12 protein-coding genes are annotated in these 16,064 nt (G+C 68.1%); 1 reads left to right on the top strand and 11 read right to left on the bottom strand.

Annotation, left to right across the window (positions count from 1 at the left end):
• Positions 1-32: 32 nt before the first annotated feature.
• The 3 genes from mctP to ACIQF0_RS19480 all read right to left on the bottom strand — a co-directional run bounded on the left by mctP (position 33) and on the right by ACIQF0_RS19480 (position 2,725).
• Entirely contained in the window at positions 33-1,667 is a 1,635-nt protein-coding gene (gene mctP, locus ACIQF0_RS19470) for a monocarboxylate uptake permease MctP (protein WP_401031049.1), read from the bottom strand.
• On the bottom strand, positions 1,667-1,933 hold the full coding sequence (locus ACIQF0_RS19475; RefSeq protein ID WP_360040483.1) for a DUF3311 domain-containing protein: 267 nt from the start codon (positions 1,931-1,933) through the stop codon (positions 1,667-1,669). The genes mctP and ACIQF0_RS19475 overlap by 1 nt, the downstream gene beginning before the upstream one ends.
• A 105-nt stretch (positions 1,934-2,038) precedes the next feature.
• Positions 2,039-2,725, bottom strand: a complete 687-nt coding sequence (locus ACIQF0_RS19480) for a GntR family transcriptional regulator (RefSeq protein ID WP_401031051.1) — start codon at positions 2,723-2,725, stop codon at positions 2,039-2,041.
• A 96-nt stretch (positions 2,726-2,821) separates the two neighbouring features.
• Between ACIQF0_RS19480 and ACIQF0_RS19485 the strand changes: the two genes are divergently transcribed.
• Positions 2,822-3,601, top strand: coding sequence for a LamB/YcsF family protein (locus tag ACIQF0_RS19485; RefSeq protein WP_401031053.1), 780 nt, complete (start codon positions 2,822-2,824; stop codon positions 3,599-3,601).
• 179 nt (positions 3,602-3,780) lie between these two features.
• On the opposite strand, the gene ACIQF0_RS19490 is transcribed toward ACIQF0_RS19485, so the two are convergent.
• The 8 genes from ACIQF0_RS19490 to ACIQF0_RS19525 form a co-directional block, all read right to left on the bottom strand.
• Positions 3,781-4,680, bottom strand: a complete 900-nt coding sequence (locus tag ACIQF0_RS19490; protein ID WP_401031055.1) for an ROK family protein — start codon at positions 4,678-4,680, stop codon at positions 3,781-3,783.
• An 11-nt stretch (positions 4,681-4,691) separates the two neighbouring features.
• Positions 4,692-6,815, bottom strand: a complete 2,124-nt coding sequence (locus ACIQF0_RS19495) for an NEW3 domain-containing protein (protein WP_401031057.1) — start codon at positions 6,813-6,815, stop codon at positions 4,692-4,694.
• Positions 6,816-6,868: 53 nt separating this feature from the next.
• Entirely contained in the window at positions 6,869-8,977 is a 2,109-nt protein-coding gene (locus ACIQF0_RS19500) for a hypothetical protein (protein ID WP_401031059.1), read from the bottom strand.
• Between the two features lie 4 nt (positions 8,978-8,981).
• A complete protein-coding gene (locus ACIQF0_RS19505) occupies positions 8,982-9,749 on the bottom strand; it encodes an amino acid ABC transporter ATP-binding protein (RefSeq protein ID WP_401031061.1) in 768 nt (255 codons plus the stop codon).
• Positions 9,746-10,543 (bottom strand): amino acid ABC transporter permease, encoded by a 798-nt coding sequence (locus ACIQF0_RS19510; RefSeq protein WP_401031063.1) that lies wholly within the window; start codon positions 10,541-10,543, stop codon positions 9,746-9,748. The genes ACIQF0_RS19505 and ACIQF0_RS19510 overlap by 4 nt, the downstream gene beginning before the upstream one ends.
• A gap of 71 nt (positions 10,544-10,614) precedes the next feature.
• The gene (locus ACIQF0_RS19515) at positions 10,615-11,433 is read right to left on the bottom strand and encodes an ABC transporter substrate-binding protein (protein WP_360040506.1); all 819 of its coding nucleotides are present in this window, start codon (positions 11,431-11,433) and stop codon (positions 10,615-10,617) included.
• Positions 11,434-11,674: 241 nt separating this feature from the next.
• Positions 11,675-14,329 (bottom strand): MGH1-like glycoside hydrolase domain-containing protein, encoded by a 2,655-nt coding sequence (locus ACIQF0_RS19520; protein ID WP_401031066.1) that lies wholly within the window; start codon positions 14,327-14,329, stop codon positions 11,675-11,677.
• Between the two features lie 78 nt (positions 14,330-14,407).
• Complete coding sequence (locus ACIQF0_RS19525; protein ID WP_401031068.1) at positions 14,408-15,826, bottom strand: M20/M25/M40 family metallo-hydrolase; 1,419 nt, start codon at positions 15,824-15,826, stop codon at positions 14,408-14,410.
• Between the last annotated feature and the right edge of the window lie 238 nt (positions 15,827-16,064).

The raw sequence follows: 16,064 nt of genomic DNA on the forward strand, positions 1-16,064 counted from the left end.
GACAGGTGGCCCATAGTGTTGCGGACTTCGTCTCAGTGGGCAGCGACGGGCTTGACCCGAGGGTTGTCCTCGTCGACGTGGTAGTCGGACGGATCGGTCTGGTCCGTGCCGTTGAACCACTTGGCCTTCTTGGCGATCAGCGTGATCACCACCGCGACCAGGAGGTTGACGAACAGCGCGACGATGCCCGCGTAGATCTGCGTCGTCGAACCGCTGAACGGGTGCCAGCCGAAGAACGAGATGTCGCCCAGCGGCAGTGCCGAACTGGCGAAGTGCTTCTTGCCGGTCGCGGGGTTGCCGATGTTGTAGAGCAGCCACATGCCGTAGCCCATGCCCGCGATCCAACCGGCGACCAGGGCGTGGACGTGGAACCAGCGCGTGTACAGCGCGATCGCGACCGCCGGCAGCGTCTGCAGGATCATCACGCCGCCCATGAGCTGCAGGTCGATGGAGTACTGCGGGTCGATGAGCACGATGAACAACACGGCGCCGAACTTCACGACGAGGCTGGCGAGCTTGGCCTGCTTGGCCTCCTCCGCCGGGGTGGCGTTCTTCTTGACGTACTCCTTGTAGATGTTGCGCGTCCACAGGTTCGCCGCCGCGATCGACATGATCGCCGCCGGCACCAGCGCGCCGATGCCGATGGCCGCGAACGCGATGCCCGCGAACCACGACGGGAAGTTCGCGCCGAAGAGCTCGGGGATGATCGTGTTGTTGTCGGCACGGCCGGTCGCCTGGTTGACGAGCGGCTTGGTGCCCGAGCTGATCGCGACGAATCCCAGCAGCGCCAGCAGGCCCAGCAGCAGCGAGTACGCCGGCAGCGCGACCATGTTGCGCTTGATGACGTTGCGGCCGCGACTGGCGAGGATGCCGGTCAGCGAGTGCGGGTAGAGGAACAGCGCGAGCGCGCTGCCCAGTGCCAGCGTGGCGTACTGCAGCTGGTTCGTACCGGTCAGCAGGATGCCGTCGGTCTTGTTCGGCGTGGCGTCGAACTTGGCCTGAGCGTCGTTGAAGATCTCGCCCCAGCCGCCGAACTTCGAGGGCAGGTAGATGATCGCCACCAGGATCACCAGGTAGATCAGGATGTCCTTGACGAACGCGATCAGCGCCGGCGCCCGCAGACCAGACTGGTAGGTGTAGAGCGCGAGGACCAGGAACGCGATGAACAGCGGCAGGTGCCCCATGATGCCGCTGCCGTTGAGGCCCATGCTGCGCAGCACGGCTTCGAGGCCGACGAGCTGCAGCGCGATGTACGGCATGGTCGCGACGATGCCGGTGATCGCGATCAGCAGCGCCAGCCAGTGCGAGCCGTAGCGGCCCTTCACGAAGTCGGCGGGCGTGACGTAGCCGTGCACGCGGCTGACCGACCACATCCGCACCAGCGGCAGGAAGACCAGCGGGTACAGGATGATCGTGTACGGCAGGGCGTAGAAGCCGATGGCACCCGAGCCCCACATCAGCGCGGGCACCGCGACGAACGTGTACGCGGTGTAGAGGTCACCACCGACCAGGAACCACGTGATCCAGCTGCCGAACTTGCGGCCGCCGAGACCCCACTCGTCGAGGTGTTCGAGCGTGCTGCCCTTCTGCCACCGCGCCGCCAGGAAGCCCATGACCGTGACGACCAGGAAGAGAACGCTGAAAACGATCAGCTCGGTCCACTGCATCAGTTCGCTCCCTCGTCCAGGTCGTCCACGCCGAGCTTGTCGGCCTTGCCGGTGACCACGGGCTCGTCCTTGGTCTTGACGTAGACGAGGCCGACGCACAGGACGCCGAGCGGGACGAACAGGAACTGGTACCAGTAGAAGAACGGCAGCCCCAAGATCCTGGGCTCGTCCTGGTTGAACCACGGCGTGATGAGCATGAACAGCGGAAGTATCAGCAGCAGGTTCCAGTTGCTCCAGCGCAAGCCGGTCTTGTGATCCGACGGCATGGTGGCCCTCCGTGTACGCGGTGTTGCGCGGATGTTAGGCCTGATGAAGAGTGCCGTCAGCCTCGTGATCGGAATCGTTGCCTTCGGCTTAACGTTCTCTTTGGACTAATCCGCCGTCAGACGGCTGACGAGGTCCTGTTCGGCCGCGTCGAAGTACTCGTCGAGCTGCTGGACCGCCTGCTCGACCGTGCCGCTGTTCAGCAGTTCGACGATCTTGCGGTTCCACGGCAGGTAGGTCTGGTGGAAGGCCTCCACCTCGTGCGCGACGCGGAACGCGAGCATGAGCTCGGCGAAGAGCCGGTCGGACTCGTCGCTCAGGCGGATGCTGCCCGCGAGGCCGACGATGCCGCGGTGGAACTGGATGTTCGCGGTGCCGGTCTTGCTGAAGTCGTTCTTCTCGGCGCGCGCCACGGCCTGCCGGACCGGCGTCCGCACGGCTTCCCGCTGCTTCTCGCTGACGTCGTTCCAGCGGCGGAGGGCGCCGCACTCGATCACGCGGCGGGCGGCGTAGAGGTCGCGCACGTCGTCGCCGGTCGGGCGGCGGACGAAGACCCCGCGGCTGTGCTCGTGCACCAGGATCCGGTCGCGCGTGAGCAGCCGGAACGCCTCCCTGAGCGTGTTGCGGCTGACGCCCAGCGCGCCGCCGATCGCTTCCTCGCTCAGGCGCAGGCCCGGTTCCAGCTCACCGTCGAGCACCCGTTCGCGCAGCATGTCGGCGACCTTTTGCGCGGTGCTCGCGCGCTCCAGGTCGGCCTTGCTCTGAGCCAGCGTCGACACCCACGTCTCGGTCACCTCAGCAGTCTATTTGCAGGATCGTTCCATTGCACTATCGTAGAATCGTTCAACAATCCCACGATCCAACAAACGAGCGCGCCTAGGAGGACGTCCATGGACCTGAACGCAGACTTAGGCGAGGGCTACGGCCAGTGGACCCTCGGCGACGACAAGGCCCTGCTGAACATCGTGACCAGCGCGAACATCGCCTGCGGCTACCACGCGGGCGACGCCGACACGATGCGTGAAACCTGCGCGCTCGCCGCCTCCGCAGGCGTAGCGGTAGGCGCGCACGTCGGCTACCGCGACCTGGCAGGCTTCGGCCGCCGGTTCATCGACGTAGCTCCGGACACGCTCACCAACGAGGTCCTGGCCCAACTTGGAGCCCTGGCAACGTTCGCCCGAGCCGCCGGCACCCGCGTCTCGTACGTGAAGCCGCACGGCGCGCTCTACAACACCCTCGTCCGGCACGAGGCCCAGGCCGACGCCGTCGTCGACGCGGTCCGCCTCTTCGACCCCACGCTCGCCGTGCTCGGCCCACCGGGCGCGGTCTGGCTGAAGCGAGCCTCGGTGGCCGGGCTGCGCGTGTGGCACGAGGCCTTCGCGGACCGCGCCTACACGGCGTCCGGAACGTTGGTGCCGCGCGGCGAACCCGGAGCCGTCCTGCGCGATCCGGCCGAGATCGCGGCCCGGTGCGTACAACTGGCGACGGAGGGATGGGTCCGCAGCGTCTCCGGCCGCCCGGTCCGGATCCAGGCCGACTCCCTCTGCGTGCACGGGGACACGCCAGGCGCGGTGCAGATCGCGCGCACGGTTCGCACGGCCCTGGACGCGGCCGGCGTCGCGGTGGGCCGCGTGGAGTCGCCGCTGCGGCACACCCGTCAGGCGGTCTGACGGACCAGCGCGGCCGCAGTGCGGCACATCTGCTGGGCGGTCTGACAGGCCTCGACCAGTCGAACCTCGCCGTCCAGCGCAATGCGCCTGGCAGGCCTCCTGCGAACCAAGTCGCTCGCCGTGCTCGCCGTCCACCCAGGCCCTGCCGAACATCAGGCCCGGCCAAGCCGGCACACCCGTCAGGCGGTCTGACGAACCAGCGCGGCCGCCCCCACCAGACCGGCCTCACCGCCCAGCTCCGCCTGCCGCACCTCGAGCCCGGCCAGGTACGACAGCCCGGCGTGCGTCTTCAACGTCTTCCGCACCGGCTCGAACAGCAGGTCCCCGGCCTGCGCCACCCCGCCCCCGATGACCGCGAGCTCCAGATCGCACACCGCGGCCGCCCCGGCGATCGCCATCCCGACGGCCCGACCGGCGCGTTCGAACGCCTCCAGCGGAATCTCCTCGCCGGACAACGCGGCGGCGGCCAGCAGAGCGGCGTCGGCGTGGTCCGGTGCTCGCCAGCCGATGCGGCGCGCCCACTCCACCATGCGCGGGCCGCCCGCGACGGTCTCCACGCAGCCGCGGCCGCCGCACGTGCAGAGTTCGCCGTCGGGCTCCACGACGATGTGGCCGATGTGTCCCGCGTTGCCGGTGCGGCCGCCGAACGGCCGTCCGTCCAGCACCAGCCCGCCGCCGACACCGGTGGACACGACCAGGCCGACCATGAACGTGCTGCCCCGGCCGGCGCCGCGCCAGTGTTCGCCCAGCGCCATGCACACGCCGTCGCCCGCGAGTTCCACCGGGACGCCGGGGAACAGCGACGCCACCGACTCCCGCAGCGGGAACTCCTGCCACGACGGCACGTTGATCGGCGAGACGGTGCCGGCGACCGCGTCCAACGGGCCCGCCGAGGCGATGCCCACGCCGGCCACGACCGCGTCCTGCACGACCGACGAGATCACCGAAACGACGGCGTCCCAAGGGTTCTCGGACGGCGTCGGCACGCGCGAGGAGCGCACCACCGTGCCGTGGGGGTCCACCAGGGCGGCGGCGATCTTGGTGCCGCCGAAGTCCAGTGCCAGCACCAGATCAGTCACGATGACGCAGCTTAACCAGCCACTTCGAGGCGGATGGGCGCAGTGGTCCGCACCAGCTCGCCGGCGGTCACGCGGACCACGGCCGACCAGGTGCCCGGCGTGGCCCACGGAGGCGCTTCCAGGACGAAGTCGAGTGGCAGCCGGCCCTGAGCGGGGAGCAGACCGCCCACGCAGAACGGGCCGACGAAGTCCCACGACTCACGCGGCGACAGCAGTCGGGCCTGCACCGGCAGGTCGCCGTGCGCGCCGGAGGCCATGACCACCCGGAACGTCGACGATTCCCCTGGCCGCACCGACACCAACGACGGTGAGGAAGCCGCCCACAGGACCTCGACGGGATCGTCGCCGTCCCACTCGGGCACCGTCAGCAGCGCGATGTCGTAGACCTCGAACGGCAGGCCTTCCAGGGTGGCGCGCACCGGATGGCAGCCAGGAACGAGCGACGGCACCAGGTCGACGTCGGCCGTGACGTGGCCGCCGGCGGGGAGAGACACCGGCAGCGAGTCCCACGACGCCGACCAGCCGTCGGGCAGCGAGAGCCGGACGACGCCCGAGAACGCCGGTCCGTCCGACACGGCCACCACCCGCAGCCGCGTCGGGCCGAGCACTTCGAGCTGGACGTTCGCGGCCAGACCGCCCAACGGCGCGGGCTCGTGCAGCCAGTAGCGCGCGAACACCGGGGTCACGGCAGGCGAATCAGGCCCGAGCGGTCCCACCGCCGACGGCGTCGTCCTGGGAGCGCCCAGCACGGCGAACAACGAGGACGGACCCAGGTGAGCGACGTCGTTCCACAGCGTGAAGGTCGTGGACCCGACCATCCTCTCGCCGACCTCGCTGTGCCAGACGCTGATCGGCCCGACCAGACGAGGAGCTTCCAGCGCCGGACCGTCCACGGCGACGAGAGAAGCGATCGGGTCGTACGACAGGACGTAGTGCGTGGAGGCGATCTCGGTGCCGAAGCCGCGCTTCCAGCCGTGGTCGACGTCGTCCTCGACCAACTCGTACGTGCAACACCCGCGCGCGGGCACATCGCGCGCCAGGAACGTCACGGTCACACCGTCGACCAACGTCGGCAGGACCACACCGTCGCGTTCCACGTGCACGTTCGAAGCAGACGGCAGATGCACGGACACGATGTCGGTGCAGGGAGAAGGCAACGGGTTCCAGACGGTCACCGAAGAGTCCACAGTGGACGTCAACGCGGCCAGCGACCGCGACACGACCTCGGAACGCAGGTCGAAGGCCTCGCGAGGGTGTGCGAGGGCGGCACGCTCCAGTGCGGCGTGCGGAAAGGCCAATCCAGTCAGACGGGCGAACACGGCAGCAGGCGAGTCGTCCACCGAACCAGGCGGCACGGGCACAGACCCGCGCACGTAGTAGTCGCGCGGCAACGAGCAGACGATCCGCGGCCACGCGTAGCGCGCGCTCCAGTCGTGATGAACAGCGGTAACCCACGGATTCGGCGCATCACGAGCGCCACCGACCGGCAGCATCACGTGCGGAGCGGAAGCCCCGGACCGCAGTTCCAGGAACGACGAGTAGACCGACCGCTCGGCCTCGCCCAGCGAAGAGGCCGTCAGCGGCACGCCGGAAGGCAGCGACGAGAGCAACGGCGTCACACCGACCACATTGGACTCGGACCCGACGACCTCGACCCGTCCCTCGGAGATCAGCCGCAACAGCAGCGAACGGTGCTGCGGAAACGTGTCCCAGTACGGCTGCAACAACTCCACCGACGTCACGGCGAACCGGTAGGCGGGATCGGTCAGCGCCAGGTCCAGATGCGCCCGCACCGCAACGAACGGCGCATCGCCCGCAACGTGCCCGATGAGGTGCACGGTCCACCCCGGCGTGCCCACGACCAGCGAGAACGCGCACGACTCCTCACCGGCCGCGGACCGCATCACGGCCTGAGCGGGCACCACGGCGCCCGGCGGGTGCGAGGAGACGTCGACGCCGAGCTCGTAGCCGAACGGCCCCAGCACCAGCGATCCGCCGTGCCGCGGCGAGTGCAGGCCGGGCCCGGACACATGCGCGTGCACCGCTCCCGCCACCGCGGGCGAGTTCAGCCGCACCACCTGCAGCAGCGCGGTCCGAGGCCCGACGAAGAGTTCGGTCGACTCGGCGGCGATCACCACAAGATCGCACCACCGTTCATCACCGGGCGAAATACCCCGATGGTGGCGTTCTACCGCTTGAGCATCCGGGTCAGACCGGCCGCCACGGTCGTCGCCAGCACCCAGCCCGTCACGATCAGCCCGGACGCGATCCACTGCGACGCTCCCGGCGTCTGCCAGCGGTTCTTGTTGCCGAAGTCGACGATCGGCACCACCAGGTCGATCGTGTAGAGCCACGCGTTCCACGGCAGGTGGTCGTCGGCGTTGATCTCGACCAGCGGCCCCTTGAACTGGAACCACATGCTGCCGAGGGCCCACGCCGCGATCAGCCACCCCAGAGCGCGCGCGGGGCGGTAGCCGTAGCCGACCATCGACCGTTGCAGGAAGCTCCACACCAGCACCAACGGACCGAAGAACCGCATGCCCTCGGCGACCGCGCGGTACCGCAGGCGTTGCTTCTCGATCAGCACGGTCGAGGCGTGCTCCTCGTTGCCGGCCGCGGTCAGCATCTCGGCGAACTGGTCGTACGGGCGCGGGTGGTAGCTGCGCCGCATCGCCTGTCGCAGCCAGCGCAACCGCTGTTGCACCTGGTCGTCGTCGCGCAGGTCGATCGGGTACGCGAGAGAGTCGTAGCGGAAGTCGTCGAGGTCGATGAAACCGGTGGCGTTCCAGAAGTTCTCGTTGTCGTCCAACGATGTGCAACGCGCCTGCCGCAGCGTCACCAGACCCTTGGGCGGCGACACGACGTTGAGCATCAGCTCCTGCACCTGCATGCCCATGGCGTTCAACGCGTGGCTGTCGAGCTTGTACCCGAGCACGGCGCCGTTGAAGTTCGCCATGCGGCCGATCACCGCGCGACGGCAGCGCACGCCGCCATGCGCGACGAACTCCTTGTCGCCGCGTGCGCAGATGAGGTCGCGGCCGATCGTGGCGCCGCCGATGTCGAGCGACGGCTTCTCGCGCGGCTGGTGCCGGTACTTGCCCGGCTTGATCAACCGGCTGCCGCGCAGGTCGAGGTTCGCGCCGACGGTGATGCCGCGCAGCTCCAGGCCACCGGAGATCTCCGACTCGCGCACCACGAAGTTGCTGCCGATCTGGGAACGGTTGGCCAGCACGGCATCCGCGGCCGGATTGTCCACAGCGGCCCGTTCGATCGTGATGCTGCCGCGCACGTGCGTGTCCACCATGCGCAGCTGGCCCTTGATCTGCACACCGCGGCCGACGACGTCACCGCCGATCTCCGCGCCGTCGACGTGCAGCGCGCGGCCCGAGCCGGTCGGGTCGGTGCCGGCGGCGGGCGGTGACACGGCGTCCAAAACGGCATCTGCCAGCGACAACGTGCCGCCGATCTTCGCGTTCACCGCGCGGATGGTGCCCTGGCTGGTGAAACCGCGGTCGAGCTCGAGGTCACCGGAGACGTCGACGCGGTCGAGGATCAGCGTCGCCGACGGGTCGTCGTGCGGGTCGCTGCTGTCGGCGAAGTCGGAACCGCGCGAGAGCATCGCGCCGCTCAACGACAGCGTCGAGCTGATCCGGGAGTTGGACAGGAACACCACGCCGTGCGAGGTGAACGCGCCGAGGAAGTTGCCGCCGACCTGCATGCCGTTGCCGTTCAACGTGAAGCCGTCGGCGTTCTGCAGCACGGAACTGCCGAGGTTGACGTTGCCGCCGATGCGCGAACCGGCCAGCCGGATCTCGCCCTCGGTGTGGATGCCGAACCCGAGCAGCGCGCCGGCGATCGTCAACCGGTCGCCGTGCAGGCACAGCCCTCCGGGGAGGCTGAACCTGGTGTCCCGCAACAGGACCGAGCCCGCGATCTCGGCATCGGTCAGGTCGGTGAGCCCGGTGACGCGGCAGCCGAGCAACGAGACGTCGTTGCCGCTGTGGAGGTTGCGCGCCTCAAGACCGGGCAGGTCGCAGTCGGTGAACGAGATGCCGGCCAGGTTCGCCTGCCGCAGGTCCGGCGCCCCCTCGAACTGGCAGCGCTCGAACTCCAGCACGTAGGGCACCTCGACCGCGCGCAGGTCGAGCACGTCGGTGACCACCCGGTCCACCACGCGGATGACGGGTGGGGTGCTCGGCCTGCGCCGAGGCAACCTCCACCCGCCACCACCGGAATTCTCGTTCTCCCCCAACAGCCCCCGCAGCACGTCCGCCGCGGCGACCTTCCCCCTCGCCACGCGACTAGACCGGGTCGCTCGGGCCGTGGTGCGTCGGGTCGAGCACACGGGCCAGGAACTCCTGGGTGCGCGTCTCCTGCGGGTTGCCGATCACCTCGGCCGCGGGGCCCTCCTCGACGATGTAGCCGCCGTCCATGAAGATCACCTTGTCGGCGACCTCGCGGGCGAACTGCATCTCGTGCGTCACGACCAGCATCGTCATGCCCTCGTCGGCGAGCTGGCGCATCACGCCCAGCACGTCACCGACGAGCTCGGGGTCGAGCGCCGAGGTGGGCTCGTCGAACAGCATCACCTCGGGGTCCATCGACAACGCGCGGGCGATCGCCACGCGTTGCTGCTGGCCGCCGGAGAGCTGCGCGGGCATCGAGTTGGCCTTCTCCGACAGGCCGACCCGTGCCAGGTTGCGCAGCGCGACCTCCTGCGCCTCCTTCTCGCCGCGCTTGAGCACCTTGCGCTGCGCGACGGTGAGGTTGGCCAGGACGTTCAGGTGCGAGAACAGGTTGAACGACTGGAAGACCATGCCGATCTTCGTGCGCGCCAGGTCGATGTCGACGTCCTGGTCGGTCAGCTCGACGCCGTTGACGACGATCTTGCCGTCGTTCGGCTCCTCGAGCAGGTTCACGCAGCGCAGCAACGTCGACTTGCCAGAACCGGACGGGCCGACGATGCAGACCACGTCACCGCGGTTGACCGTGACGTCGATGCCCTTGAGGACGTCCAACGAGCCGAACGACTTCTTCAGCCCGGTGATCTCAACGGAAATCTCGCTCACAGGACGGACACCTTCTTTCCGCCGGAGCGGCGCTCCAGGTACCGCGAGAGGTACCCGAGCGGCAACGTGATGATCAGGTAGCAGAGACCGACGACGAGGATCGGGGTGAGCGACGGGCTGCGGCTCAGCGTCTCCCGCCCGAACTTCGTCAGTTCGTACTGGTCGCGGGCCAGTCCGATGATGTAGATCAGCGAGGAGTCCTTGGTCAGCAGGATCAGCTCGTTGGTCAGCGGCGGCAGGATGATCCGGAAGGCCTGCGGGATCACGATGGTGATCATCGCGCGGCCCTGCGACATGCCCAGCGAACGCGCCGCCTCGACCTGACCCTTCGGCACGGCCTGGATGCCGGCGCGGATCGTCTCGGCCATGTAGGCGGCACCGACGATGCCGAGCGCCAGCATGGTCGTGGAGTAGATGTCGAACTGGATCTGGAACGCGAGCGGCACGCCGAACGCCAGACCGATGAACACCAGCAGCGCGGGAATGCCGCGGAAGAACTCGATGTAGACGGTCGCGATCCAGCGGTACGGCGCGATCGACGAGAGCTTCATCAGCGCGAGGACCAGGCCCAGCGCGAGGCCGAACGCGAACCCGAGCGCCGTGTAGATGAGGGTGTTCTTCAACGCGATGACGATGACGTTGGGGAACATCTCCCCCATCGTCTTGAAGTTGAAGAACGCCGTGCGGATCTGTTCCCAGTCGGCCAGGAACACGATCACCAGGGCGATGACGACGAGCAGCGTGTATTGCGAGTACCGGAAGTATTCGGCCCGCTTGCGCTTGGACAGCGCCATGGTCTGACTCCTAGCGGCTTCGGTTCGGACACGAACGGGGCGGCGTCATCCGCCGCCCCGTCGTTGGAGAGCTACTTCTTCTCCGGCTTCTTGCCGAACCACTTCTCGTAGATCTCGTCGTACTTGCCGCTTTCCTTGGCCTTCTTCAGGACCTCGTTGACCTTGGTGGTCAGCGCGGTGTTGCCCTTCTTGATGCCGATGCCGTACTGCTCGTTCGTGTTGAACTCGGCGGAGACCGTGGTGTCCGGGAACTCCTTGGCGTAGTCGAAGAGCACACCGTTGTCGTTGATCGCGGCGTCGACGGCGCCGGTGCGCACGGCGGTCTCCATCAGCGGGAGGTCCTCGAACTGGATGACCTCGTAGCCGTTGGCGGCCTTGTTCTCGTTGGCGTAGATCTCACCGGTGGTGTCCTGCTGGACACCGATCTTCTTGCCCTTGAGGTCCGCCAGCGCCTTGATCGGCGAGTCCTTCTTGACCAGCAACGCCTGCGTGGCGTCGAAGTACGGGTCGGAGAAGTCGATCGCCTGCTTGCGTTCTTCCTTGATCGTCATGCCGGCCGCGGCGACGTCGCACTGGTTCGCGTTGAAGCTCGCGCCAGACGTGATCGTCTCGAACTGGGTGTCGAAGATCTCCTGCTTGACCTTCAGTTCGTCGGCGATCAGGTCGACCAGGTCGACGTCGAAGCCGACCGTCTTGTCGCCGTCGGTGTACTGGAACGGCTTGTAGGAAAGATGGGTGCAGGTGACGAGCTTGCCTTCCTTGACAAGCTTGATGCCACCGTCGGTGGTGCCACCACCGCTGTTGGTGCTCGTCGCGCAACCGGCGAGCGCGGTCAGCGCTAGGGCCGCTGCGGGCAGCAGGGCGAGCACGTGCCTGGATCGACGAGCCACTGCGTCACTCCTCGTAACTGTCGCGGACGAGTGAACGGGATCCTGCCACTCGGGTGACGCGGTGGACAGCACGTGGGTGTTACAGGCCACTGCCTTGCAATGATCTTGCGTCAAATCAGGTGTTCGGGTGCAGAATCTTGCGTGATTTGAGCCAGATCACACAACTTCTTCACGTATTGCGCATGAATAGTAACGATCCGCAAGCGTGTCCTTGATCAGGATTTGATCACGACTGTGCTGGTCAGCGTGTTCGTTCGGTCAGCAGACCCGCCACCAGGGCCGTCCAGCCCGTCTGATGGGTCGCGCCGAGGCCTTCGCCCGTGTCTCCGTCGAAGTACTCGCTGAAGGTGACGTGCCTGCGCCAAAGGGGTGACTCGGAGGCCTCGATCCGCTTGCCGTCCGACGGCCTGCGTCCGTCGTGGTCGGGCAGGAACAGCCCGACGAGCCGGTCGCTCAGTTCGTCCGCCACCTGACCCGCGGTGACCCAGCGTCCGGAGTGGGTCGGCATCTCGACCTGGAACATGCCGTCGTGGAACGCGCAGACCGTGCGGAGCGCCTCCACCAGCAGCGCGTTGGTCGGCAGCCAGACAGGGCCGCGCCAGTTCGAGTTGCCGCCGAACATCGGCGTGTGCGACTCGCCGGGCTCGTAGCCCATGCGGTGGTCCTGGCCCGCGACGTTGACCTCGAGGCCCTCGCGATGTGCCGCGGAAAGGCTCCGGATGCCGTGCGGCGACAGGAACTCCTGCTCGTCCAGCATGCGGTGCAGCACGCGCTTGAGCTTGCCCTCGTCGAGCAGCGACACGAACGCGCCGCGCTCGTAGTGGAACGTGATGAACTGCCGCAGCTCCGGCCGGCGCTTGAGCAGGTGCTCCAGCCGGCTGGTGAACCCGTGCAGGTCGCTGAGCACCCACGGTTCGAGGACGGCCGACGCGAGCAACGGGATCAGGCCGACCATCGACCGCACGCGCACCGGCTCGGACTCGACGTGACCGTCCGGGTGGCGCCGCGACACGCGGTCGTAGCAGAAGCCGTCCTCGTCGTGCCAGATTCCGCGGCCGTGTGAACCGAAGTGCGTGAACGCCTCCGCGATCGACAGGAAGTGTTCGACGAACTTGGTGGCAACGTCCTCATAGGACTCGTCGTCGCGCGCCAGCTCCAGCGCGATCTGCATGAGGTGCAGGCTGTACGCGGCCATCCACGACGTGGCGTCGGACTGCTCCAGCCGCCACTCGCCCAGCATCGGCGCCGACCGGTTGACCGGCCCGATGTTGTCCATGCCGAGGAACCCGCCCTCGAACAGGTAGCTGCCGTCGGCGTCCTTGCGGTTGACCCACCAGGAGAAGTTGAGCAGCAGCTTGTGGAAGATCTTGGCGAGGAACCCGCGGTCCCTGCTGCCGTCCGCGCGGTAGACCTGCAACGCCGCCCACGCGTGCACCGGCGGGTTGACGTCGCCGAACTCCCACTCGTAGGCGGGAATCTGGCCGTTCGGGTGCATCATCCACTCACGGCAGAACAGCAGCAGCTGCTCCTTCGCGAACGCGGGGTCGACCAGCGTGAACGGGATCGTGTGGAACGCGAGGTCCCACGCCGCGAACCACGGGTACTCCCACTCGTCCGGCATCGAGATCACGTCGGCGACGTCGAGATGCCGCCAGTGCACGTTGCGCGCCTCGGGCGTTCTTCGGCTCGACGGCGCCTCGGGCTTGGTCGGATCGCCGTCCAGCCAGTCGCGCGTGCGGAACCGGTAGTGCTGCTTCGTCCACATGAGCCCCGCGAGCGCGCGCCGCAGCACGTGCTTCTCCTCGATGCTCGTGTCCGGCGCGATGTCGTCGTGGAACTCGTCGGCCTCGAGCTTGCGGGCGCTCATGGTCTCTTCGAAGCTCGGCCCGAACGGGTCCAGGTGCCCGTCGCCGCCGACGAGCCGGACGCGGATCGTCACCGTCTCGCCCGGCTCCACCGGGTCGAACGAGTACCAGGCCGCGAACTTCGTGCCGGCCGCACCGGCGTCGTCCGGCCCCACGACCTGACACGTGGACGTGCTGCCGTGCACCACGTAGTTGCAGATGCCGTCCTTGGCCCACGGGGACGGGTTGCGCTCGGCCCCGAAGAGCGACATCTCGTTGCTCTCGTTGTCCGTCATGAGCATCGACGGCGAGTCGTCCAGGTGCAGCGTGTACCGGCCGAGGTTGCCGTGGTCAGCCGTGACCTTGCGTCCGGTCGTGGTGCTCGCGACGAGCTGACACGGCCGTTGGTCCCGCCCCCACGCCCACGTGTTGCGGAACCACAGCTGCGGCAACAGGTGCAGCGGCGCGTCCTCAGGCCCGTGGTTGGTGGCGCTGATCTCGATGCAGATGTCGTCCGTCTCGGCCTTGGCGTAGGTGACCTGGACGTCGAAGAACCGGTTCTCGTCGAGCACCCCGGTGTCGGCGAGCTCGGGCTCGCGGTTCTCCCGGCCGGCGTTGCGCGCCATCTCCCGCAACTGGCCGTACGGGAACTCCCGCTGCGGATACCGGTAGACCACCTGCATCCAGGAGTGGGTGGGCGTCCCGTCGGTCACCCACCAGTGCTCCTTGACGTCCTCACCGTGGTTGCCCTCTTCGTTGGTGAGGCCGAAGTACCGCTCCTTGAGGATCGGGTCCTTGCCGTTCCACAGGGCGACCGCGAAGTTCATGAACCCGTGCACGTCGCAAATGCCGGCGATGCCGTCCTCGCCCCACCGGTAGGCGCGCGCACGGGCGTGGTCGAACGGGAACGACGCCCACGCGTCGCCCTCGGGCGAGTAGTCCTCGCGGACCGTGCCCCACTGGCGACCCGAGAGGTACGGCCCCCACAGCCGCCACGGCGAAGTCGGTGTGTCCGACTCCGCGAGACGCGCCCGTTCCGCCTGTTCGCCCATCGGCCCAGTGTGGGACACCAGGGAGGACGGCCGGTCGGGCCCAGGTGTTGTCTGAGTCTTTCCTCACTAAAAGCGGGGTCAGGACTGCCTGGAATGGGAGTCGAGGACCAGCGCGATCGCCTCGGTGACCCGAGCGGCGTGCGCCAGGTGCAGCCACTCGTCCGGCACGTGGCAGTTCGAGTCCGGCCCGATCACGCCCGTCACCACGAACTGGGCCTCGGGGTACGCCTCGTGCAACAGCCCCATGAACGGGATCGAGCCGCCCAGCGACACGGTCCGCCACGGTGCGCCGAAGATCTCCTTGCCGGCCTCGTCCAGGACGGCGGACAGCCAGGGCGCCAGCTCGGGCGCGTTCCAGCCGTCGGCCGACTCGACCCGGGAGAGCTCCACGGTCGCGTTGTAGGGCACGTCGGTGGTGAGCTTCTCGCGCACCGCCTCCAGCGCCGCGGCGGCCGAAGCCGTCGGGGGCAGGCGGAACGACAGCACCAGCGAGGTGAACGGCCGCAGCACGTTGCCGGCGTCGTCCGGCAGCGGCAGACCCTCGGCACCGGTGACGGACAGGGTCGGCCGCCAGCCGGAGTTGAGCGCCAGCTCCACCTCGTCCTCGGAGACCGGCTGCAGATCGCCGACGCGCGGCACGGCGCCCCAGAGAGCACCCGGCGCGGCCTCGACGGCCTCGCGGACCTCGGCCAGGCGTCCGGCAGGGATCTCGACGTGCATCTCCGGCACGAGGATCTCGCCGGTCTCCGCGTTCTCGATCCGGTCCAGCAACACGCGGGCGATCCGGAACGACGACGGCACGATGCCCGACGCCATGCCGGAGTGCAGTCCGCCGTCCAGCACCCGGACGGTGGCCGTGACCTGCACCAACCCGCGCAGCGACGTGGTCAGCCACATGCGGTCGTAGTCGGAGCCGCCGGAGTCCAGGCAGACGACGAGCGACACGCGACCCAGTTGTGCGGAGAGGTGCTCCAGGTAAGCGGGCAGATCGGGCGAACCCGACTCCTCGCCGGTCTCCAGCAGCACGACGCAACGGGCGTGCGAACCACCCGCCGCGCGCACGGCCTCGATCGCCGCGATTGCGGCATATCCGGAATAGCCGTCATCGGCCGCGCCACGTCCGTAGAGACGTCCGTCACGCAGAACCGGGGTCCACGGACCGAGCCCTTCACCCCAGCCGCCCACCGGGGGCTGCTTGTCGAGGTGTCCGTAGAGCAACACCGTGTCGTCGCCCGAGTTACCTGACGCGGGCACGTCGACCACGAGAAGCGGCGTGCGTCCCGCCAGTTGGACGACTTCGAGGGTCGCTCCAGGGAGGTTCCTGGAGGTGATCCAGAGGCGCACGTGCTCGATCGCGGCGGCCAGTTCGCCGTGTTCTTCCCAGGCGGGATCGAACGCGGGCGAGATCGCCGGTACGGCGACGAGCTGAGACAGGCTCGGGACGATGTCGTCGTCCCAGAGCGTCCTGACGGTGCTGGTCACAACTGAGCGGTCCACCTCTCGATCCTGTCACGACTCCGCCTCTGCTCGCGTGCTTAGGCTCTTGCCTGGAGGCCCGCAGCTAAGTTAACGATCGGTAACCGGGACGGCAGCGTCCGGTAATCGGACGGCCTAGTTGGAGGACAAAAGGTCGAACCTCCGACTGTTGTCGCTGATCAGAACGTTGACTCGTGTGTTACGAAGTGGGACGGGTCTCACCAAGTCGGGTGAGGCCGTGTCAGGATGTGGTCGTAAG

It is taken from the genome of Lentzea sp. NPDC092896 (genome assembly GCF_044754905.1).
GTDB lineage: Bacteria > Actinomycetota > Actinomycetes > Mycobacteriales > Pseudonocardiaceae > Lentzea.